Genomic DNA, 21,262 nt, shown 5'->3' on the forward strand with positions numbered 1-21,262 from the left:
ATGAAAACGATAGCAACTGCTCAAAGCGCGCAAACAAGAGATGTGGTATACAATTACATGGAGGCTTTGGCCAATAGAGATTTAACGAAAATCATGAGACTGTTTGCTGAATCAGTGGATTGGTATATTCCTGGTAATTTTAGTCGCGCTAGCTGGTTGGGTAAAAGGAGTGCCAAGTCAGAGATACGTATATTTTTCGAGGATCTATGGTCGAATACGAAACCACTGACAGCCTCGATTCAGTATCTGTTTGTTGACGATGAAGTAGCGATTGTTGTAGGCGAATTCTCTACGAAAATGCTGCCTACTGATCAGGTCGTTGATTCACTTTTCTCTATTCTGATAAGAGTACAAGAAGGGCTGATAAGTCAATACCGCCTACTGGAAGATAGTTATGCTGTATCAGAGGCGCTTGGTGGCAGTAACTAAAACACTATTCAGCATTATGGGTTATATTATAATAATATGAATAGCTATGGAAAAATCAAGCAAGACAGTATCCTTATCTTTTGATGACTATAAAGATATGGCAGAACCATTGAAAATACCTGCTAATTTTGATTCAAATGCACCTGTGGTGGATCAGGTAATTTATACCTTAGGGTATATGATGGAGGGGACTGTGGAAGACATCGCCAATAAGTTGATCGAGTTCAATCCTTCCTTATCTATTGATGACGCAAAGCAATACAGCAATGATGTTTTGGTAAAACTTCACGAGCTGGCAAAGGTGAACACAATGCATGTAAAAGGTCAATTAAAATACCACTTACATAAGGAGGTTGTGTCTCATAGGGGACAAATAGATCCAGATGAGCTAGAATTGGAGCGATAGGAAACAAAACATCAAAGGAAGCCTATCTAGGAGACTTCCTTTGATGTTTCTTATTTCTCTAAGGTCTTTTCTATTTCCTTACTGAAAGAATAAGGTGCGTCGGTTGGTGCTATACCTCTTTCTTTGTTGGGTGTTTTTTCCATTTGATAGACAATATTCGCTCCACCCTGTAAATCACTGTGTAGAAAATAATTCTTACCATAAGCTTTACCGTTCAATTCAACGCGATTAATGTAGCGGTGATCGCTGCTGTTCCTAGGTGCCTTAATGGTTACTTGCTTACCATTCTCTAAATGCAGTTTAACCACCTTAAATAAAGGTGAACCAATAACGTATTGGTCGGTTCCAGGACATACCGGATAAAATCCGAGCGCTGAGAAGACATACCAAGCGGAAGTCTGACCATTGTCTTCATCTCCACAATAGCCGTCCGGACCAGCGGCATAAAGCTTATCCATAACCTCCCGAGCCCAATACTGTGTTTTCCATGGCTCAGCTGCATAGTTATATAAGTAGATCATATGCTGAATCGGTTGGTTTCCATGAGCATACTGCCCCATATTCATCACTTGCATTTCCCGCATTTCATGTATCATGGAGCGGCTTTTCATACCTTCAGCACCTGGAATGATAAAAACCGAGTCGAGCATTTTGGTAAAAGCGCCATTACCGCCCATTAGGTCAATCAAGCCCTGCGGGTCATGGAAGACCGACCAGCTGTAATGCCAACTATTTCCTTCCGTAAAATCTCGGCTCCAATCAGTGCCCTTAAATGCGCCGGAAAAGCTGCCATCCGCTTTTCGGCCACGCATCAGCTTGTAGTGGATGTCGAACACATTTTTATAATTCATGGCCCTTTTTGCATAGATGGCTATTTCTTTTTGCGGCTTGTTAAGTTTTTTTCCCAAGGTATAGATTGCCCAGTCGTCATACGCATATTCCAGGGTACGGGCAACGTTCTGATTAATGTCTAGATCATTGGGGATATAGCCGTATTGATTGTATTCTTGATAACCTTTACGTCCGGATGCGGAGACTGTGGGGTGCACGTTATTAGCGCCATGTTTTAATGCCTCCCATAGGGTTTCGATGTCATAACCCTTTAGACCTTTAATATAGGCATCTGCTACTACAGAAGCGGAGTTGTTGCCCACCATAATGTCGCGGTGTCCCGGACTGGCCCATTCGGGTAAGAAACCACTCTCTTTATAGGCATTTACCAACCCTTCCTGCATTTTCACATTCATTGAAGGATATAAGAGATTAAGGAATGGAAATAAAGAACGGAAGGTGTCCCAAAATCCGGTATCCGTAAACATATAGCCTGGCAAAACCTTTCCATTGTATGGACTATAATGAACGATTTTCCCTTCGGCGTTTATTTCATAAAAGCTCCTTGGGAAGAGAACCGAACGGTAGAGACAAGAGTAAAAAGTACGTAGGTTATCGATGTTTTCATCGGCAATTTCAATCTTACCGAGCGTTTTGTTCCATACCTCTTTTCCCTTTGATGCAAGTTGATCAAAATTGTCGACACCCAGTTCTTTCAGGTTGATAGCCGCCTGTTCAAAGCTTATGAAAGAGGAAGCAACCCGTGCATGTACTTGTTCGCCTTTAGCGGTAGCAAAACCAATAATAGCCCCGCTATGATCTGCTTGTACTTCCAAAGGTTTCTCTTGAATGCGCTTTTGATCAACCGTTGCCTGATAAGTAAAATCCTTATCGAAAACAATAACGAAATAATTTTTGAAGTTGTCGGGCACTCCGCCACTGTTGCGTGTGGTGTACCCGATTATTTTGCGTTCCTCGGGTATAACCTTAACATAAGAGCCTTTATCAAAAGCGTCGATAGTTACATAGGCGTTTTTCGTTTCAGGGAATGTGAACCGAAACATGGCCGCCCTTTCAGTCGGCGTAATTTCGGTGACCACATCGTGATCCGCTAAATACACCTTATAATAATAAGGCTTTGCGATCTCCGCTTTATGGGAAAACCAACTGGCACGCTCGTCTTCGTCGAATACCGGTTTGCCTGTTAATGGCATCAAGGAGAATTGTCCATAGTCGTTCATCCAAGGACTTGGTTGATGAGTCTGTTTAAAACCCTTTATCTTGTCAGCTGTATAGGTGTAAACCCATCCATCGCCCATTTTACCGGTTTGCGGAACCCAAAAGTTCATGCCCCAAGGCAGAGCAATGGCCGGATAGGTATTGCCGGTAGAGAGCTCGAATTTGGATTGCGTACCAACCAATGTGTTCACATATGAAACGGGATCAGTGTTTTCTTGGCCCATAATGAATGTGCGCGTAAAGAGCAGGGCTGTAACAATAAAAGTCGTTTTAAAGTGGGCTTTCAATTTCATTTTTTAGTTTTTTCAGATAGCACAAATAGTAGAGGAGAAGATTAAGGCATGTCAAGACTGATCATGACCGGAAAATGATCTGAAGGTACACGTGCACGATGATCTGTTAACCGCACTTCTTTAGGGAAATTACCCGATTGATAGGCATCTTGCGGATTTTGTAGCATCGAGCGATAAGTGTCGGTCAGAATGCCATATTTATGAACTTTAAAGTCTGTTGTTAAGAAAATGTGATCGATGCGACTGTCCGTTTTACTATTTGGATTGAAGTTATTGAAAGTGCCGTTCGTTACGTATCTGAAAGGAGCCGCCTCAAAAGCATCTTGTAAAATATGAGATTGCTCCAATACTTGATAACTGTCGCTATGCTGATCGACGTTAAAGTCGCCGGTAAGAATGGCGGTGTGATTTCCTGCCAATTCTTTGACCTTACTCAGAATAAGTTTCGCACTTTCCTTTCTGGCAGTCGTACCCACATGATCAAAATGCACGTTAAAAAAGTAGAGCGTCTTCCCATTTGCTTTTACTTGCAGCTTGGCCCAGCTACAAATCCGAGGAAGAACAGCGTCCCAGCCCTTATTAGGATGGTCTGTTTGCGTGGAAAGCCAAAAATCTCCGTGATCTAGCAAATCAAATTTTTCCGTATTATAAAATATCGCGGAGTATTCGCCTGCCTGCTTTCCGTCATCACGTCCTACACCGGTATAGTTATAATTAGGTAAGCTGCTTTTCAGGTCTTCCAGTTGATGATATAAGCCTTCCTGTGTGCCAAAGATATCAAATTCATGAAACCGAATTAAGTCGGCGATAATGGGATAACGTTGTTTCCAGCCATCGCCACGTGCAGCATCCTCTTTGTTATTATCATTTCGAATATTATAAGTGGCCACGTAAAAACGTTGTGCAAATAGAGAAGAGGAGAGTAAGCTAAGACAGATTAGCAAAAGCAAGCTTTTTTTCTTTAGTAAATACATCGATCGTTTGTTTTAGTTTTAATCAAGCTAAATTGATTTAGCATAATCCCTGTTTTAGTTACCGAATTTGAAAATGGAGAAAGACGGGAACGGCTACCTGGTTATACTAAGTCAATGGCTCCTACAAAACTAAGCTTTTTGGCGCGAAAATAAAGTTTACTATGTATTTTTGTCTTTACATGTTGTTTAAGCACAATCGGAATTTTTCAGGCATTGTTTCAGCTTACGTAAACGATCTTTAGTTTGAGTAAGTTTTATTTACCCAGCGCTTTTCGCACTGCCGGTGCTACTTTGGTACCTAACAATTCAATGGTTGTCATCAATTCTTTATGCGGAGGGGCGCCCACATCGGCATGTAGCAGAAAGCGGGTCAAGCCAAAAAGTTCCTGATGATAAAGTATTTTATCCACCACCTGATTGACATCGCCGATAAAAAGGGCACCATCACGGCTTCGGCCACCTTCAAACTGCTCTTTGGTATACGGTGCCCAGCCGCGGTCTTTCCCGATGCGATTCATTTGCTCAGCATATAAAGGGAAATAACGATCGGCTAGCTCTTGACCATGCGTGCCAATCAGTCCATGTGAATGCGTAGCGATCCGCATTTTTGCCGGATCATGCCCAGCCTTTATGTATTCTTGTTTATATAGTTCAAAAAAAGGTTTAAATTGTATCGGCATGCCACCGATAATGGCGATGATTAATGGCAGTCCTAACCGACCTGCTCTCATGACTGATTGAGGAGTACCTCCAACAGCAACCCAAATATCCAAGCCCTCTCCGGTAGCGCGGGGTAGTACCTGTTGTTCTTCCAAAGGTGCGCGGAATCGGCCTTTCCAAGTAATCACTTCGTTTTTATTAATAGCTAGTAAGAGATCTAATTTTTCCGCAAACAGACCATTGTAATCGCCTAGGTTATATCCAAACAGAGGGAAGGATTCGGTGAAACTACCTCGTCCGACTGTAATTTCGGCCCGACCGTTTGATATCAAATCCACACTGGAAAAATTCTGATAGGTGCGAACAGGATCCGTTGAACTGAGTACCGTTACCGAACTGGTCAGTTTAATCTGTTTAGTCATACTAGCTGCCGCAGCCAGTATAATCTCCGGACTGGAAACAGCGAAATCAGGGCGGTGGTGCTCGCCAATGCCGAAAACATCTAGTCCGACTTCATCTGCCAATTTTATTTCTTCCAGTATCTCTTTTATCCGCTCCTGAGCGGATTGAAAGGTCTTTGTATCGTGATTATACGATAAATCGCCAAACATGCTTAAGCCTAATTCCATAGTAATTTTTCGTAATTTCCTAAACGTAATCGCCTTAAGGGTACCCTTTGTAAGGTATTGCCATCATTAAGGGCTTTACTGTTAATTGTAATCAAAGGTAAGAACTCGTTTATTGTCTGTTCTTGATGTAGGATAATAAGTTTTATAGATTCTTGCAAAAATGATTGGGTCTTAACGACTGAATCTATAATTTTACAGCCTATGTGGATAAAAAAAATAATTCTTACAGCCTTATATTGTTTTTACCTGTTCGGTTCCGGAAGCGCGCAAGAGCGTCCCAATATTATTCTTGTATTGGCCGATGATATGGGATACTCCGATTTAGGTTGTTATGGTAGCCCTAGCATATCGACCCCTTTTTTGGATTCAATGGCTGCTAATGGGGTTCGTGCTACCGATTTCATGGTGACGAGTCCTTCCTGTACGCCTTCACGTGCATCCTTATTGACCGGACGTTATGCTTCTCGTTATAATCTTCCGGATCCGATAGGCCCTGGATCAACATTAGGGCTGCCGGACGAAGAAATAACCATTGCCGAGATGTTAAAAGAAGTGGGGTATCGCACCGCTTTAGTAGGAAAATGGCACCTAGGAGATAAGCATGATTTCAACTATCCAACGGGGCAGGGCTTTGATTCATTTTTTGGCATGTTGTATAGCCATGATTATCGCGATCCCTACGTGAAAACAGATACGACAATTAAAATTTTTCGAAACCGAAAGCCTGCGATACAAGGTCCCGCCGATTCTAATTTAAGTCGGATTTACAGCGAAGAAGTTATCCGTTTTATTAAAGAACAAAGGAAAGATCAACCCTTTTTTCTATACTACGCCCATAATATGCCTCACTTACCGGTCGCCTTAGCTGCCGAAGCCGATCGGATGAAAGCGTTGCACTTTGGAGGAGCCTTGGGTGCTGTTGTAGAAGATTTGGATAAGCAGCTGGCTTTGATGTGGAAAACATTGGAAGAGCAAGGATTGGCCGATAATACCCTGTTGATTTTTTCCAGTGATAACGGACCATGGATTGAGTATCCTATTAGAATGAGTGGCGACGGTGTTACAAAAAATTGGCATGTGGGCACTGCGGGCATGTTCAAGGGGTCTAAAGCACAGACTTATGAGGGCGGGGTACGTGTGCCGTTTATTGTTTACTGGAAAGGACGCACACCAAAAGGAGCCGTACTACGAAGTGCGATTAGCAACGTAGATGTATTACCTACTTTAGCTGAATTGACGGATGCCTCATTACCTAAAGCACGCGAATTGGATGGGCAATCAATCGCCCCATTGCTCATGGGAAAAGCTAAAGATCTGGATTTTGAACACCGTCCTATTTACTTGGTTAATCATGGCAACGTGGAAGCAGTAAGAAGTGGTAGTTGGAAATATCGGGAGTTGCCAGCTGGCATAAATAATAATTCAGGAAAAGCTTATCCTGCAGCCAAAGAGCTTTTTAATGTTTCCTATGACCCGAGTGAGCGAACCAATGTTATCGACGAATTCCCTGAAAAAGCAAAAGAGCTAAAAAAGTTGTTTGATGCTTTCAACGCAACATCCAAATAGAAATTAAGTAACGCGCCGGTAGCAGAAGAAGGGGCTGTCTTCTGTGTTGGAAAACAGGCCCCTATATTCAGGTACGATTTTCTTTTCTAGCAATAGGTAGTGTAGGGTCAATAGAAATATTACTTCGCGTATTTACTTTCGAAATCGTTCGAAGCTTTGTTGACGTCATTGGCAGCGGTTTCGAAGGCGTTATTAATATTTTCTAGCAATTGTTGTTCGGTTTGAGGGTCTTCTTTTTTATTGGCTCGTATATCAATTAGCTTCGGATAATCGTCGGTTACAATTTTTTGATAAGCTTTCAAGCCGCTTAATATCCCTTTTTGAAGCACTTCGTCACCATTAAAATCGCCCGCTTTTTCTACTTTTGCAATCTGCTCACTTAAACTTGTTTCCCAAGCTTTTCTTACCTCTGATGCTTTGCTGTAATCGGCAGCAGTCATGGCAGCGTTCATGTCGTTAATATGCTTTTCGTTGTCATTAATTACGGTCATTAATTCATTGTTATACGCCGCAGGATCTTTTGGTTGACTGCAATTATAAGCGGTCAGTAAACATAAGATCATAGATAAACCGATAAATACTTTTTTCATGGAAATTCTTTTAAGATAAATACTTTTTTAGAGCAAAGATAATTTCGCATTTAGTACGTGTAAATCGCTGTTTTTAGGGGTTTTTAAGGAAGCAATGAGCTTAAAGCGAGATGGTCAGCTTGTTGCTATTCTTCTCTCAGACCAGCGACCGTATTTTATCGAAGATCTTTTAACTGCTTTAATACTTCGTCCACTGTTTGTGAAATGGTTACTTTATTTCCATTGACTAAGTTTAGTATGGTTTGTTGTGTGGGTGTGGGGTTTTCTAAGGGATAAAACGAAAAAATCTGATCAATATGTATCCATTCAGTCAATCCTGTTGGATGCATTATTTTGATAAATCTTGTCATATGCGAAAAAACGATGTTTGAATGCAGGAAAAAATAAAGATATGAAATTTTATTTAGCTAATGTGAGAATCTGGCGATGTTTCGGTGTTTTCATGGTTTTTTGTTTGCTTGTTTTTATCGAAAAGAAGTGTAGTTGGCGATAAATAGTTTTTTTTGCTCTGTTATTGAAGTGATTTTGTGTTTCTCGCAACGTTAGTCCTAAGTAAATACTTAACAGGCTGCTGCTGTTGTGATATACATGATTTTTTGATCGTCCGATGAGAAAAATATGCTTCTTATTTCGGGGAGGAAATAAGAGGTTGCTAAATATTGCAATGTAAAGAGCACGCAATTTCGGAAAATCCATTATGTGTAATATTTTCTGCTATAAAACTCTTCGAATAAAGGACTAACCACTATATTTATATTTTACAATTTTCTCTTCTTAATGGAGAGATAAAATCATTTTAAAGCTGAGGAGCTTACTTCATATGGAATATATTATAGCCGTGGATATTGGAACTACGAGTACAAAGGCTTTGGCTTTTAATTTACAAGGGCAGGTGATAACCGAACACCGCATGTCCTATCCGATTATTTCTCCTTTACCCACTTATAGTGAACAAGATCCCGAAGTCCTGTTCGAAGCCGTCATCAACTGTATCGCCGCAGTGCGTCAAGTTATGAATGGAAATCAGGCAGCGACGGCATTACGCGGTATCAGTTTCAGTAGTGCGATGCATGGCCTTATGGCCGTAGACTCAGCGGGAAGGCCGCTAACCAATTGTATTATCTGGGCGGACACCAGGAGTGAAGCATTTGCGACGCAATTAAAGGGCACATCTTTAGGCCACGATATATATTTGAAGACAGGTACACCTATTCATCCCATGTCGCCACTTTGCAAGCTTGGGTGGATGAAAGAAAACCAGGGTGATATTTTTAAGGCGGCATATAAATTTATCTCTATTAAGGAATACGTATTCTTTAAATTATTTGGAACCTATATCGTTGACGTATCCATAGCTTCTGCCACGGGATTATTAGAAACTGCTAAGCAGCAATGGTATAATCCTGCATTGTCGTTACTAGATCTTTCTGCCGAGCGTTTATCTTCATTAGTGCCGATTACGCATATTTCGAGAGGCCTAAACGCGCACTATGCCGATTTTATGAGGCTTCCGATCGATACTCCCTTTATTGTAGGTGGAAGTGATGGCTGTTTAGCCAATATAGGTGCACAAGCCATGGATGCAGGCGTTGCCTCTGTTACGATTGGAACCAGTGGGGCTATACGCGTGGTATCCGACAAACCGGCACGGGATGAAAAGGAACGGATTTTCAGCTACGTAATATCACCTGAAACCTATGTGCTGGGTGGGGCAGTGAATAACGGCGCTAATATTCTGCAGTGGTATCAGGAAGGCTTTGTGTCTTCAAATGGGCAAGCGTTGGAGGAAACAATTCCCTTATTGACTCAACAAGCCGCTGCGATAAGCCCCGGATCCAATGGTTTGGTTTTCCTGCCTTATTTGACAGGCGAACGTGCTCCCCATTGGGACGCAAATGCAAAAGGCGTCTTCTTTGGTGTTCAAAAGCATCATAAACAAGCCCATTTTATTAGAGCCATGATGGAAGGTGTACTCTTTGGCTTGTACAGTGTGGCGCGGGCTTTGGAGGAGGCCTCCGGTTCTTTCCGTTGCATTTTCGTGAGCGGCGGTTTTGCCCGATCAAGTGATTGGGTACAAATGCTTGCAGATATATTCAACAAACAAGTGTTTGTTCGAAAGACCATTGAAAGTTCAGCGATGGGAGCGACCATTGTTGGTATGAATGCATTACAATTAATCGATGGCTTTTCTATTTATAATGATCAAGATGTAACGATTTCTTCTTTTTTGCCAAAACAAGTGGACCATGAGGCTTATATGAATAATTTTAAAATCTTCGAGCGATTGTATATCAAATTAAAAGACGAATTTTAACGTAGTTCAGTATACTTGCGAGATAAGGAGCATTTAGTTAATTTTGCTCTCAATTAAAATTATAACCGATGAGGCTAATTTTTTCCGTTAGAATTGTTATGTATAGAGATAGGGCTTAACAAGAGCACTTCTTTAACACTTATCTTATTTCAGGACATCTCCTGGAACATTACTTTTATTTTAGATTCTGTTTAACATCCTTGAGTTCAATAGGTTCTTGAGGTATTAATCATTTTTTTATGGAAATCTCTTGGAAAAGAAAGTTTCTCGTTATCTGGACGGGTCAATTTATATCCTTATTAAGTAGTTCAGCAGTTAATTTCGCGGTTATCATTTGGTTGAGCATAGAAACGGGCTCCGCAGAGGTGTTAGCTTATGCGGCTATTGCCGGTCTTTTGCCACAAGCTCTTATAGGGCCCTTTGCCGGTGTCTTCATCGATCGGTGGGACCGAAAAAAGACGATGATTTTTGCAGACGGCTTTATAAGCATTTGCACCATCGTTATGTCCTTACTTTTTTATGCAGGTCATTTTGAGTTAATATATATCTATTTGTTGTTGGGACTCCGCTCGGCTGGGTCTGCTTTTCATATGCCAGCCATGCAAGCGTCTGTGCCTTTGTTGGCACCTGAATCGCAGCTATTACGTATAGCGGGTATTAATCAAATTATCCAATCTGTTTCCAATATTGCGGGACCCGCATTGGGCGCATTTGCCATCGGTCTTTTAGATATTGGTCATGTTCTTTTACTCGATGTTGTTGGCGCTTTTATTGCAATTTTGTCGTTACTGTTTATACGTATTCCAAATCCAGCTCAACAAATATTAGATAAAGCAAGTATTGAACAAGTAGGACGGGATATCGTGATTGGGGTCCGTGCCGTTACAAAGAATAGAGGACTATCTTATTTGTTTCTTTTTTCCATTTTAGCCACGTTTTGCATTATGCCGGTAGCCGTCCTTTTTCCGTTGTTGACATTACAGCATTTTGGAGGTGGCAAATTTGAAATGAGCTTAATTGAAGTCGTATGGGGAATAGGAATGTTAGTGGGAGGCGGGTTATTAGGGGTTTTTAAACCCAATGCCAGTAAAGTTATTTTAATTAACTACATGCACATACTGTTGGGCCTTTCTTTAGCTATTTCCGGTATGTTACCGATGAATGGTTTTATTTTCTTTGCAATTTTAACCGCCATTGGCGGTGTCGCCGCCTCTATTTATAACGCGAGTTTTACGACGATTATTCAAGAGGAAATTGATCCCGCTATGATGGGAAGGGTATTTTCCATGTTCTATAGTATTGCGATATTACCCTCCGTCATCGGTTTGTTGAGCACGGGGTTTATAGCTGATTATATTGGAATCGGCCGCACGTTTTTTATATTAGGCGGAGCAATTGTATTAATAGGTTTGATTTCTTTTACGGTATCTCCGTTGATGGCACTTGGACGCCGGAAAGAACGATCGGAAGTTGAACAGGATGAAATAAATTAACAAATTTAAAAAAAAAGTATGGCTAAGGTAGTAATCTACATAGGAAGTCTTTTGGTAGTTATAGGCTGTATTATGTACTTTACCAATTCTAATCTGAATTGGTTCGGAAAGCTCCCTGGGGATATTCGCATAGAAAAACCGGGATTCACTTTTTTTATGCCCATTACCAGCATGGTCATCTTATCTGTTTTTATAAGTTTGTTGATTTGGATGTATCGGAAATTTTTGGAATAACCGATACATCGAATGCAGCTGCCTAACTTTTTTCTGCCTATCGGAATAGGTTATTTCCTTGGACTGACTTGAGAATTTGCTAAAAGGCTTCGTTCAGTCCGAGGAAAAAACCACGGGCGCCATATCGACCAAAAGCATAATCGAGGCAAAGATTGGTGCGGGTCGCTTTGTTGAAGAGTACACGAAGTCCTGCACCTCCCCCTGGTTGCCAACGCTGGAATAGCTTAGTGCCTAGATCGTCATTCGCAGTTTGTACATGGAAAAAAGTAACACCACTCAGGAACTTGTTTCGTGTAATGGGGAAACGATATTCAACTTCCGAATAAAAATACAATGGACCCTTAAAATATGAAACGGTATAACCCCGGCCACTCCGGAAACTTGGGTCTTTACCTGTACCAGGTAGCTCCAAATAAGGTAGGGCTCCACTGACGAGATAAGAGCCCCAATTCCAGAATGCGATAACATGTTCAGGGTTGCGTTTCGACAAGCTCCAATATTTGCGAAAATCGGTCGTAATCTGTACAGCACTTTGGCTACTTCCTATCCATGTTTGATTAACGCGGATGCCAACGTCGGAATAAATACCTTTATACGCACGATTTTGATTATCGCGGGTAGTATATTGTACATTGAACAGGAAGCCATTCGCCATATAGTCTTCTTGCTTAAAACCATACCGCTCGTTATAGATATGATAAGGAGTAAGTCCCTGATCTATTTGTCTGTCTACAATTTTCCTACGGATATCAAAAGATACGCCTGCTCCGAGAAATAGGTTTTCCTGAATCTGTTTGTAGATTTTTTCTCGGAAGTTATAGTATTGTGCATGTTGCGTATATCCTCTACGTTCGGGATTGGTCAATACCCGGTCTTCATCAGTGTTACCGCCTGCGTGCCCAATTCCAATCCCAAAGTCGGGTGATACGGTTCTTGCAGCTACTAAGCTTCCTTGTAAATTCCATTTATTCCCGGGTGTGTAAACGTTATGACTTAAGTAAAAGTAAATGATGCCTTTTGTAGTAATCGAAGCTGAAGTAGCAGCAACCGACATCAACGTGTTGGGGTCGTTTCCTAAAACTTTTCCTGCCACTGCCTTAATTCCAATCTGGGCTCCAATACTTGGATTGTAAGCTATATTAGGCATAGGGGTAATACCTGATTTCTTCTTAAGCGAATCAGGTTTTCTCTTAGGATGGATAATGTTCCTTATTAAATCACTGATATCATATTGATAAAAAGTTGAATCAGCTTTCTGCTTAGGTTCATCTATTCTCACTGCAGTTGTATCTTGTCCGTAGCTAAATACATATACATTTAACAAACAGAACATGCTTAGCCATGTCTTTAAGTGTTTTTTAAACGTTTGGTGCTTACGAAGAAGCGACTTCCGGGAATTAAACGAGCTGTTAAATTTCAAAATATTCTTCTTTGTTTTAAACATGTTCAGAACGAACGTAAACAATTTTCAATCCAAAAATTTCAATTGCTTTTCGCCCGAGCAATATCCATAACACGAAACGATTATTTTATGTTTAGATGATTCGTGTAATATTTCTATCGATAAAGCAACATTGGTAAAATAAACATTTCGTTTTCTTACAATTTTGAATGGTTCATCAAGCCGAATTTTGCGATATAAATATAACGTTATGACAAGCAAAGCATCTATTTTAATAGTCGGCGCAACGGGCGCGGTAGGCACACAATTAACCGCTTATTTAGCTGAAAAAAATGTCTCATTTAAAGCGCTAACAAGGGAAGGCGCAAAACAAACAAGCTTAATTCAATATAAAGGGGCGGAGATTGTTTACGGAGATCTTGCCAATATGAATAGTCTCAAAAAAGCATTAGAAGGGATAAAAAAAGTATTTCTGCTAACAGATTCCTCTGAACAGGCCGAATTCTTGCAGTTAAATTTAGTGAAAGCGGCGAAAGAGGAAGGTGTTGAACACTTGGTTAAATTGTCCCAATTTGCAGCAGATCCGGTTTCCCCTGTGCGTTTTTTAAGATATCATGCTGTGGTTGAGCAGAAAATAGCGGCCAGTGGCATATCTTATACTTTTTTACGACCTAATTTATATATGCAGGGACTATTAGGTTTTAGAAAGCTCATTTCCGAACAAGGATTGTTTTTTGCGCCCATTGGCAATGCTCGTATAAGTTTAATCGATATCCGCGATATTGCTATGGTGGCTGGCGAAGTGCTGACTGGTAAAGGACACGAAAATCGGATTTACGATCTTACAGGCCCAGAGGCAATCACGCATGAGGAAATAGCTGCTTGTTTTTCAGAAGAATTGGGTCGGCCCATCCGATTTATAAATGTAGGACCCGATGAAATGTATCAAGAGCTAATTCGCTTCGGGTTTCCTCAATGGCAGGCGGCGGGGCTAATAGAAGATTATGCTCATTACGCTAGGGGAGAGGCCGCAGGTGTAAGTGCTGCAGTAAAAACAATAACAGGCAGATCGCCCCGGAATTTTCGAACTTTTGCTCAAGATTACGCTTCTTTTTTCTAATGCGTACTTTCTAACGCCTAGTCGCGAAATCTTTAGCAAATGAAGACTTCGCGGCTAAGCGTACATCTACAAGTTTAGATGTATTCAAAATCTGCTGTTTTAGGGAAGTTTTCCATACCTTCAAGTACGATTGGAGGGACAGGACGTGCTAATTTTCGTTTGATGGTATCCATCCAACTTCCTTCCACTTTAAGAAGGGCGTGTAATGTATCCGTTTCCGCTATAAAGCTGTGTTGAATTACCCAAAAAGAACCGTCGCGTTTCATTTTCAGAAGTTTTGTGTCAATATATATACGGGAAGATAATCGGATTTCCCGTTTAAATACGCACTCCTCTTTAAATAGTACCGGCCCAAAATGTTGATCGATCATAACAGCAGCATTTATGCCGTAACGATCTAAAATTGCAATTCTTTCCTGGGCTGCAAGGTCATAATAAACACTATGTCTCAAATGAAAATTAGGATCGAGATCTGCCCACCTTAAATTTAAAAATTCCATTGTCCTCTAATTTATTTCCAACTATTATTTGATCGGTCGATGTCCGGAATTTTATGCTCGGGATCTAATTCAACACTTATTATTTTTGATTGCGTGCTCACATTAAACGTAGCATCAGCTCCCCGTTGCCAAATTTCTACCGGAACGGTGAAATTGTGAATTGTACCATTACTTTCTTTAATGCGTGCCAAAATAGGCATAGCCATTTGTTGTTTGTTTTCCACCGTGATAATTACTCCGTTTTTTGGTTCTCCATTTACATAGCTCACTCCTTTAATGGCTTGATCTAACTGCCAATTATGATAATACCAAGCCCTCCAAAACCAGGATAGGTCTTCTCCTGCACCGTTTTCTATCGAACGGAAGAAGTCTGCCGGTTGTGGATGTTTATAAGCCCAATTATGAATATATTGTCGGAATGCGTAGTCGAATCTTTCCGGTCCGAGAATGACATCCCTAAGTAAAACCAAACCAAAAGCAGATTTGAAATAGGCGAGAGGATGCACATATTTACGATCCATGGCGTCGGGAGGCGTCATTAGCGTATTAGCTTCTCCGCTTTCCGCAATCACTTTAACAATTTCATCCGCCGGATGTCCACCTCCCGGTGCATACTCACCGTCTCTTTTGGGAGCAAATTCCCCATCATTAAATTCTTCCTGCGCCAAAATATTAAGAAAAGTATTGAATCCTTCATCCATAAAAGGATAACGACGCTCATTAGATCCTACGATCATTGGAAACCAAGTATGTCCTATTTCGTGTGATGCCAAAAGATACATGATATAGGGTTTCGCTTGATAACCATTAAAAGCCATGCCGGGAAACTCCATGCCGCCAACAGGCCCAGCGACGCTGGTAGCTACCGGATATGGAAATGCAAACCATTTTTTCGAATAGTGTTCCACTGAAGCTTTGATCATTTCCGTTGACCTTGGCCAAGCAATCGAGTCGGTTGTAGATTCAATAGGATATACCGACTGTGCCAAGGCTGTTTTACCATCCGGTAGATTAATGCGCGCTGCGTCCCAAATAAAAGCAGAGGATAACGCCCAGGCTACGTCGCGCGTATTTTTCATATTAAAATGCCAGGTTACCGTGCCACGTTTGTTTTTTGTTAAGCCTTCTTTTAATTCTGATGCCGAGCGTATCATGACCGTTGCGTCCGATTCTTGAGCTTTGGCAAGCCGAGCTAATGTTTTCTCTGTTAAAACTTCTTCTTTATTGATTAGATCGCCTGTAGCAACGACCAAGGCACCGGCGGGTGCGGTTATCGAAAAATCAATATTTCCATAATCGAGATACATTTCTCCGCTACCCATAAAAGGTAGCGTATTCCAGCCATAATAATCATCATAGACACATAAGCGCGGATACCAATAAGAAAATTCAAAAATCTTACCGTTTTTAGTATCTAGATAGCCGGAACGCCCTCCACCGCCCTGTTCCTGTAAAGTATAAGCATATTTGATGGAAAGCTTGAGTTGTTCACCCGACTTTAGTGGGTGAGCTGCCAGTCGGATCTGCATGCGGGTGTCTTCAATTAGATAACTTGCATCTACCCATTCCCCGTTCCTTTCTATTTTAACCGAGCTGATTAGATAGCCTTTACGCGCATCTACAGCTGCGATCGGTGCTTGTATTCGATTCCCTCGTGTACTAGCCAAGGTATTATTTTGGTCCAGCTGAAGCCAAAGTTGGTCTAGTTTATCTGGGCTGTTATTCTGATAGCGGATTTCCACTATTCCCTCCAAATTATAGTTAAGTGTGTCAAAAGATGCCTGTATACGGTAATCTGCCTGATTTTGCCAATATTTAGGGCCAGGTTTGCCACTGGCACTTCTGTATTCGTCTCCTTTATAGGTATAGAAGTCCGGTGCAAAGATTTTTTCGGGATAAAATTGAGCAAAGGCGTCTATCACGCTAAACTCCATCGCTATAAATAATGAGAAAAAAAGCGTTAAGATTTTTGTGGTTTTCATTGAAAAACGAATGTAAAGGATGGAAAATTCTATTAAATTGCTGTTGTCCGGGATTTGCCAGTGTAAAAATAGCTAATCTGGCGGACGTTTGTTTAAGATAAATGCTGTTTCGTTCTGAAATCAATTAAAAATCGTCTTTATCTCTCTTCTTTTGATGCGAGCCTGGCCGAAATATTAAACGTAAGGTAGGATCATTGGTAATAAAAGACCACATCCAGCTGAATATCAGCTTCATCTTATTTCTAAACCCTATTAAGGGGATTATATGGATAAATAACCAAAGCACCCATGCAAAAAATCCTTTAAAAGAAAACTTTGGAAGATCAGCTACTGCTTTGTATTTGGAAATGATGGCCATGCTTCCCTTGTCGTTATAGTGAAAAGATTTTTGTTCTTGACCGCTAACTGCCCGGGATAAATTCTTTGCCAGTAATTTTCCCTGTTGTATAGCCACTTGAGCAAGCTGTGGGTGGCCCTCAGGAAAATGGGGGTCCGTTGTTTGATAGCATATATCGCCAATGGCAAAAATATTGGCAGTATCTACTACTTTATTAAAAGCGTCGACTATAATCCGCCGTCCCCGGGTTATAACCTGCGATGGTAATCCGGGAACTTCTCGTGCTATAACTCCCGTAGCCCAGATAAGCGCTTCCGTCTCAATTGTCCTTCCATTCGACAAGATGACACGCCCATTGAGGTAATCCTTTACTGCCGCATTTAAAATCACATTAACACCTAACTTGGTTAAAACTTTCTCCGCTTCTTGCTGGGCAGTTTTACTCATAGGGCCCAGTAATACAGGCCCGGAATTGACAAGGTAAATATGCGATCTAAAGTCTTTGATCTCAGGATATTCTTTTGCCGCTATATAACCGCCTAATTCAGCCAACATTCCCGCAAACTCAACACCGGTAGGCCCACCTCCCGCCACAACAATATTAAGTAAGCCATCTCGCCGAGCGGTGTCCTGCATTCTGACTACTTTCTCCATATTTAAGAGAATATGGTTGCGTAAATGAAGGGCTTCGTCTATTGTTTTCATGGGCAGCGAGTCGTTTTTTACCGACTCCATGCCGAAATAGTTTGTCTCTGTACCTAATGCGAGAACAAGGTAATCATATGATAAAGTTCCTGTATCTGTATCGATTGTGTTTTCCGATACATTCACTTGAATTAAACTACCCATGTGAAAACGCAAATTATCTTTTTTCTGAAACATTCGGCGAAAGGGGTAGCTAATATTGGACGGTTCAATAAATGCGGAAGCGACTTGATAGAGGAGCGGAGGGAAAAAGTGATAATTATTTTTATCCACCAAAGTGATTTCGAATCTTTTATCCGATTCGATGGATTTTATGAAATTAATGCCGGCAAATCCACCGCCAACAACTACTATTTTCATATATGTTATTGTTTTTTGTTTTAACAATACCAGGTCCTGAATCCTAGGTTAATTTTTTGAATTTCTGATCCAGCACGTGCAGGTCACCTATTTAACTGGTACAAAGTACATATTGTTTGGCATAGAAAAGAATCGTCATCGGCTCTTATTCGTAATTATTAAGTTGTAATGACTAATTTAGGTAACAGGAAGGAATACATTTTTACGGATAAACATGAAACTACAAGCTTTATCGCACGGTGTCTTTATAAGTGGCTAAGAATAGCTATAACAATATCATGGTTTTTTAGGATGTTTTCTTTTCAGGCAGCTCATTATATTTGAACCAGTCTTGGAGTTAATGAGAACTATTGAAAAGAAATATCTTATGAAAAAGAGATTGTTGATTTTTGTTTTTTTTACGATTGGCGTCATCCCGATTACTAACAGCCAACAAAAAGAAAAAGATATAAGGCAAGGACCGTTGGCAATTGAAGGTTGGTTTTTTAGAGCGATTAGCGGTTATCCGGTGTCCATTACCTTTGAACCCCTTGTGCTATTTAAAAACGGCGATTATTTTGAGGTAGGTGAAGAGCCGCTCGATGAAGTGGAGATTGGTACTTCCAAACAGCAAAAGCCGAAAGCTTGGGGCAAGTGGCAATTAAAGAACGGTGTCTATTACCTCACTAATTATAAAGGAAAAACTGTTGACTACAAATTAGGCTCAGGAAATTGGTTCCCAGCTTATGCATATCATAAGAGCCTACCATTAAAAAACGTATATAAGCGGACGAGTGGCGGAGACTATGGCAACGGTACCCATGCACTGATCATTAATAAGATTAGCTTTCTAGATAATCAGTACTTCGAAGAAGGAACCAATTCAGGCATCAGTACACCGAGCTCCGCTGCCTGGAAAAAAAGTAAAAATGCCGGCACTTATACTATTGATGAACATACGTTGACTCTTCGTTATAATGACGGTCGGGAAGTACGTCGCTCGTTTGCAGTAGGTGCTTCAGGTAGTCCGGCAAGGCCTTCTATGAATATGTTATTTATTGGGGGAGATGTCTTTGTTGATGCTGATTAAAGTTACTGTATTTAACAATAAGAAAAGTGCCGCTAACTAGTAATTACTTTATGCTTAAATAACTCACTTTCCTCCATAAGTAATGCTTCTTCCATCGTAAAAAAAGCATCTTGCTGATAATCGGGAAGCGCTGTTAAACGTTGGAATTCATCAACATCCACTCCGATGGGTATAAATACATAAGATTGCTGATGATGCTGTCCGGGCGCGAAAAGGACGGTGAAGCCGTCCTCCTTTAATTTATTCAGTAACTCGTGTGTTAATGCTTGCTCCATGCTACAAACATACTTAAATTAAAATACAATTGCCCCGCCGATATAAATCCTTTGATAGCGCTTCGCTGTTTTATAAAGCAGCAATACGTTCAAATATACGCGCGACAATTTCTGCGCCCGGGTCCGGTACACTTTTTAATACAGCCTCGGACAGATATGCGGAGCGGCCGAATTTGGTCTTGGTTATATTCTTTGTTCCATCGGCACCTTTTCGAGCTTGCTTCGCTACTTCCTGAAGATCCTTTTGTTGAGCCAATGCTTCAAAAGCGGGTTGCAGTGCATCCACCATGGTGCGATCACCTACTTGAGCCCCGCCGTATGCGTTCATTTTCTTTAACCCTTGCAGAAGCGCTTGCCCCATGTCTTGTAAGGTTGAAAATTCATTTCCGGCGGCGGTAAATAGGATGGATAAAAGAACACCACTGGAACCACCGGTTTCCCTTGATAAGATACGACCTATACTTGACAATAATTTTTCAGGCTCATTTAAAGGTAGTGCATGAATAGCCGATAACAAGCGCCGTCCGGCAATTGCAAAAGTAGAGCCCGCATCCCCATCGCCAACTTGTATATCCAATTTATTGATTTCCGCTTCCGACAAAATCAAAAGTTCAGCAATGCATTCTATAAATTGTTGTACACGACTATTGCTTGATGCTTCGTACGGAATGGTTTTAGGAAGCATCGGGTGTGGTACAACGTTCGGTTTCGAAAACGTTTGTATTTGCCAAGTAGCGAGATTAACAGGTGTTATTAACGCCCTTTCAAAGTCGTTATTTAACGCGAGCAGCGAAACGGAGAAGCCGCTCATGTTAATAGACGACATCAGTGCCGCCGGGCCAACAACATATTCAACCTTATCGGCCAAATGTGTTTTACGAAAACTATTGAGCAATAAGTTCATTTCTATTGGACTTACACTTCCCATATTGTTGAAAATCATGGCGTATTTTCCGTTCTTTTCAGGTAAGTGCTGTGCTAATTTGTCGACCACCAGCTCCATGAGCTTATCAGCTTGTGCGTAAGGAATAACTTCTATTCCAGGTTCTCCATGTATACCCAAGCCTAGCTCAACTTCATTGTCATTTAATCGCATGGTAGGTTCTTGCCCTAAATGTTGACATTCGGTAAGCGATAGCCCGATGGATATCGTGTTATCAATCACATGCTGTGCTGCCTCTACAATTTCCTGCAGCGATTTGCCTTCCTCGGCTAGATGCCCTGCTATTTTATGAACGAATAATGTCCCCGCCAAACCTCTTCTTTTTACATCGGTGCCAAGTGCAATATCATCATCAACGGTTACAATCTCGACCTGAAGACCAAGTGCTCGTGCTTGTTCCGCAGCTAGGCCGAAATTGAGCCGATCGCCTGTATAGTTCTTTATAATAAGTAGACACCCTTTAGAACCAGCCGTAGCTAAGATGGCTGATAAAACCGCATCAACGGATGGAGAGGCAAATATGTCTCCGCAAACGGCGGCTGTTAGCATCCCTTTTCCTACAAAGCCGGCGTGGGCAGGTTCATGCCCGGATCCGCCACCGGAGATGACTGCAACTTTTGACTTGTCCCAATCTTTGCGGAGTACAACACGTACTTCTGGGAAACTATCCAATTTAACCAAATTAGGATTAGTTAAGAGTCCGTCTATCGCTTCATTTACGATTTGATCCACTTTATTGATAAAGAATTTCATGATCGATTTTTTTGGCAAGTTAATGAAGAATTTCTCTTAGATGTTCATTTATTGGTAAGATTGTAAAACTGAAGAAGTTTTATGCGTTATTTTTCGTTTTCGAAAAAAAATACTACAAAAAACGCATAATCCAAAGATTTCTTTTTAAATTGGCCTTA

The 21,262-nt window shown here is 41.1% G+C and carries 19 protein-coding genes; 8 read left to right on the top strand and 11 right to left on the bottom strand.

The annotated features are described in order from the left end of the window. Together M1D52_RS08595 and M1D52_RS08600 are read left to right on the top strand one after the other, a co-directional pair. A complete protein-coding gene (locus M1D52_RS08595; protein ID WP_437392217.1) occupies window positions 1-429 on the top strand; it encodes a nuclear transport factor 2 family protein in 429 nt (142 codons plus the stop codon). Between the two features lie 46 nt (window positions 430-475). Continuing rightward, window positions 476-835, top strand: a complete 360-nt coding sequence (locus tag M1D52_RS08600) for a hypothetical protein (RefSeq protein ID WP_013667789.1) — start codon at window positions 476-478, stop codon at window positions 833-835. Between the two features lie 50 nt (window positions 836-885). On the opposite strand, the gene M1D52_RS08605 is transcribed toward M1D52_RS08600, so the two are convergent. The 3 genes from M1D52_RS08605 to M1D52_RS08615 form a co-directional block, all read right to left on the bottom strand. Further along, the gene (locus M1D52_RS08605; RefSeq protein ID WP_437392218.1) at window positions 886-3,198 is read right to left on the bottom strand and encodes a GH92 family glycosyl hydrolase; all 2,313 of its coding nucleotides are present in this window, start codon (window positions 3,196-3,198) and stop codon (window positions 886-888) included. A 41-nt stretch (window positions 3,199-3,239) separates the two neighbouring features. After that, window positions 3,240-4,172, bottom strand: a complete 933-nt coding sequence (locus tag M1D52_RS08610; protein WP_437392219.1) for an endonuclease/exonuclease/phosphatase family protein — start codon at window positions 4,170-4,172, stop codon at window positions 3,240-3,242. 254 nt (window positions 4,173-4,426) lie between these two features. After that, window positions 4,427-5,461 (bottom strand): LLM class flavin-dependent oxidoreductase, encoded by a 1,035-nt coding sequence (locus tag M1D52_RS08615; protein ID WP_013667786.1) that lies wholly within the window; start codon window positions 5,459-5,461, stop codon window positions 4,427-4,429. 201 nt (window positions 5,462-5,662) lie between these two features. Between M1D52_RS08615 and M1D52_RS08620 the strand changes: the two genes are divergently transcribed. Further along, window positions 5,663-7,027, top strand: a complete 1,365-nt coding sequence (locus M1D52_RS08620) for a sulfatase-like hydrolase/transferase (RefSeq protein ID WP_437392220.1) — start codon at window positions 5,663-5,665, stop codon at window positions 7,025-7,027. Between the two features lie 119 nt (window positions 7,028-7,146). On the opposite strand, the gene M1D52_RS08625 is transcribed toward M1D52_RS08620, so the two are convergent. Further along, entirely contained in the window at window positions 7,147-7,617 is a 471-nt protein-coding gene (locus M1D52_RS08625; RefSeq protein ID WP_130858457.1) for an LIC11966 family surface protein, read from the bottom strand. Window positions 7,618-7,772: 155 nt separating this feature from the next. After that, entirely contained in the window at window positions 7,773-7,967 is a 195-nt protein-coding gene (locus tag M1D52_RS08630) for a hypothetical protein (protein WP_013667783.1), read from the bottom strand. A 470-nt stretch (window positions 7,968-8,437) separates the two neighbouring features. Between M1D52_RS08630 and M1D52_RS08635 the strand changes: the two genes are divergently transcribed. The 3 genes from M1D52_RS08635 to M1D52_RS08645 all read left to right on the top strand — a co-directional run bounded on the left by M1D52_RS08635 (window position 8,438) and on the right by M1D52_RS08645 (window position 11,658). Next, window positions 8,438-9,931, top strand: coding sequence for a gluconokinase (locus tag M1D52_RS08635; RefSeq protein WP_437392221.1), 1,494 nt, complete (start codon window positions 8,438-8,440; stop codon window positions 9,929-9,931). Between the two features lie 239 nt (window positions 9,932-10,170). Beyond that, a complete protein-coding gene (locus tag M1D52_RS08640) occupies window positions 10,171-11,424 on the top strand; it encodes an MFS transporter (RefSeq protein WP_377610907.1) in 1,254 nt (417 codons plus the stop codon). A gap of 18 nt (window positions 11,425-11,442) precedes the next feature. Beyond that, a complete protein-coding gene (locus tag M1D52_RS08645) occupies window positions 11,443-11,658 on the top strand; it encodes a DUF2905 domain-containing protein (RefSeq protein WP_013667779.1) in 216 nt (71 codons plus the stop codon). A 79-nt stretch (window positions 11,659-11,737) separates the two neighbouring features. Here M1D52_RS08645 and M1D52_RS08650 read toward each other — a convergent pair whose 3' ends face one another. Next, window positions 11,738-12,991 (bottom strand): BamA/TamA family outer membrane protein, encoded by a 1,254-nt coding sequence (locus M1D52_RS08650; protein ID WP_013667778.1) that lies wholly within the window; start codon window positions 12,989-12,991, stop codon window positions 11,738-11,740. 319 nt (window positions 12,992-13,310) lie between these two features. Here M1D52_RS08650 and M1D52_RS08655 point away from each other — a divergent pair, with 319 nt between their 5' ends. Further along, a complete protein-coding gene (locus M1D52_RS08655; RefSeq protein ID WP_437392222.1) occupies window positions 13,311-14,180 on the top strand; it encodes an SDR family oxidoreductase in 870 nt (289 codons plus the stop codon). 74 nt (window positions 14,181-14,254) lie between these two features. Here M1D52_RS08655 and M1D52_RS08660 read toward each other — a convergent pair whose 3' ends face one another. From M1D52_RS08660 to M1D52_RS08670, 3 genes are all read right to left on the bottom strand, one after another. Then, entirely contained in the window at window positions 14,255-14,680 is a 426-nt protein-coding gene (locus tag M1D52_RS08660) for an acyl-CoA thioesterase (protein ID WP_437392223.1), read from the bottom strand. Between the two features lie 11 nt (window positions 14,681-14,691). Then, window positions 14,692-16,662 carry a M1 family metallopeptidase gene (locus M1D52_RS08665; protein ID WP_437392224.1) on the bottom strand — a complete coding sequence of 657 codons (1,971 nt, stop codon included), beginning with the start codon at window positions 16,660-16,662 and terminating at the stop codon, window positions 14,692-14,694. 124 nt (window positions 16,663-16,786) lie between these two features. After that, window positions 16,787-18,064, bottom strand: coding sequence for an NAD(P)/FAD-dependent oxidoreductase (locus M1D52_RS08670; RefSeq protein ID WP_013667774.1), 1,278 nt, complete (start codon window positions 18,062-18,064; stop codon window positions 16,787-16,789). Between the two features lie 367 nt (window positions 18,065-18,431). Between M1D52_RS08670 and M1D52_RS08675 the strand changes: the two genes are divergently transcribed. Continuing rightward, a complete protein-coding gene (locus M1D52_RS08675) occupies window positions 18,432-19,133 on the top strand; it encodes a hypothetical protein (RefSeq protein WP_013667773.1) in 702 nt (233 codons plus the stop codon). Window positions 19,134-19,165: 32 nt separating this feature from the next. Here M1D52_RS08675 and M1D52_RS08680 read toward each other — a convergent pair whose 3' ends face one another. Together M1D52_RS08680 and M1D52_RS08685 are read right to left on the bottom strand one after the other, a co-directional pair. After that, entirely contained in the window at window positions 19,166-19,408 is a 243-nt protein-coding gene (locus M1D52_RS08680; protein ID WP_013667772.1) for a hypothetical protein, read from the bottom strand. A gap of 70 nt (window positions 19,409-19,478) precedes the next feature. Further along, entirely contained in the window at window positions 19,479-21,104 is a 1,626-nt protein-coding gene (locus M1D52_RS08685; RefSeq protein WP_437392225.1) for a dihydroxyacetone kinase subunit DhaK, read from the bottom strand. Window positions 21,105-21,262 lie beyond the last annotated feature (158 nt).

This window comes from Olivibacter sp. SA151 (assembly GCF_054130995.1).

Coding starts and splice junctions, on each gene's coding strand:
- M1D52_RS08595 (WP_437392217.1), top strand. CDS start 1: ATGAAAACGATAGCAACTGCTCAAAGCGCGCAAACAAGAGATGTGGTA.
- M1D52_RS08600 (WP_013667789.1), top strand. CDS start 476: ATGGAAAAATCAAGCAAGACAGTATCCTTATCTTTTGATGACTATAAA.
- M1D52_RS08605 (WP_437392218.1), bottom strand. CDS start 3,198: ATGAAATTGAAAGCCCACTTTAAAACGACTTTTATTGTTACAGCCCTG.
- M1D52_RS08610 (WP_437392219.1), bottom strand. CDS start 4,172: ATGTATTTACTAAAGAAAAAAAGCTTGCTTTTGCTAATCTGTCTTAGC.
- M1D52_RS08615 (WP_013667786.1), bottom strand. CDS start 5,461: ATGGAATTAGGCTTAAGCATGTTTGGCGATTTATCGTATAATCACGAT.
- M1D52_RS08620 (WP_437392220.1), top strand. CDS start 5,663: ATGTGGATAAAAAAAATAATTCTTACAGCCTTATATTGTTTTTACCTG.
- M1D52_RS08625 (WP_130858457.1), bottom strand. CDS start 7,617: ATGAAAAAAGTATTTATCGGTTTATCTATGATCTTATGTTTACTGACC.
- M1D52_RS08630 (WP_013667783.1), bottom strand. CDS start 7,967: ATGACAAGATTTATCAAAATAATGCATCCAACAGGATTGACTGAATGG.
- M1D52_RS08635 (WP_437392221.1), top strand. CDS start 8,438: ATGGAATATATTATAGCCGTGGATATTGGAACTACGAGTACAAAGGCT.
- M1D52_RS08640 (WP_377610907.1), top strand. CDS start 10,171: ATGGAAATCTCTTGGAAAAGAAAGTTTCTCGTTATCTGGACGGGTCAA.
- M1D52_RS08645 (WP_013667779.1), top strand. CDS start 11,443: ATGGCTAAGGTAGTAATCTACATAGGAAGTCTTTTGGTAGTTATAGGC.
- M1D52_RS08650 (WP_013667778.1), bottom strand. CDS start 12,991: ATGTTCTGTTTGTTAAATGTATATGTATTTAGCTACGGACAAGATACA.
- M1D52_RS08655 (WP_437392222.1), top strand. CDS start 13,311: ATGACAAGCAAAGCATCTATTTTAATAGTCGGCGCAACGGGCGCGGTA.
- M1D52_RS08660 (WP_437392223.1), bottom strand. CDS start 14,680: ATGGAATTTTTAAATTTAAGGTGGGCAGATCTCGATCCTAATTTTCAT.
- M1D52_RS08665 (WP_437392224.1), bottom strand. CDS start 16,662: ATGAAAACCACAAAAATCTTAACGCTTTTTTTCTCATTATTTATAGCG.
- M1D52_RS08670 (WP_013667774.1), bottom strand. CDS start 18,064: ATGAAAATAGTAGTTGTTGGCGGTGGATTTGCCGGCATTAATTTCATA.
- M1D52_RS08675 (WP_013667773.1), top strand. CDS start 18,432: ATGAAAAAGAGATTGTTGATTTTTGTTTTTTTTACGATTGGCGTCATC.
- M1D52_RS08680 (WP_013667772.1), bottom strand. CDS start 19,408: ATGGAGCAAGCATTAACACACGAGTTACTGAATAAATTAAAGGAGGAC.
- M1D52_RS08685 (WP_437392225.1), bottom strand. CDS start 21,104: ATGAAATTCTTTATCAATAAAGTGGATCAAATCGTAAATGAAGCGATA.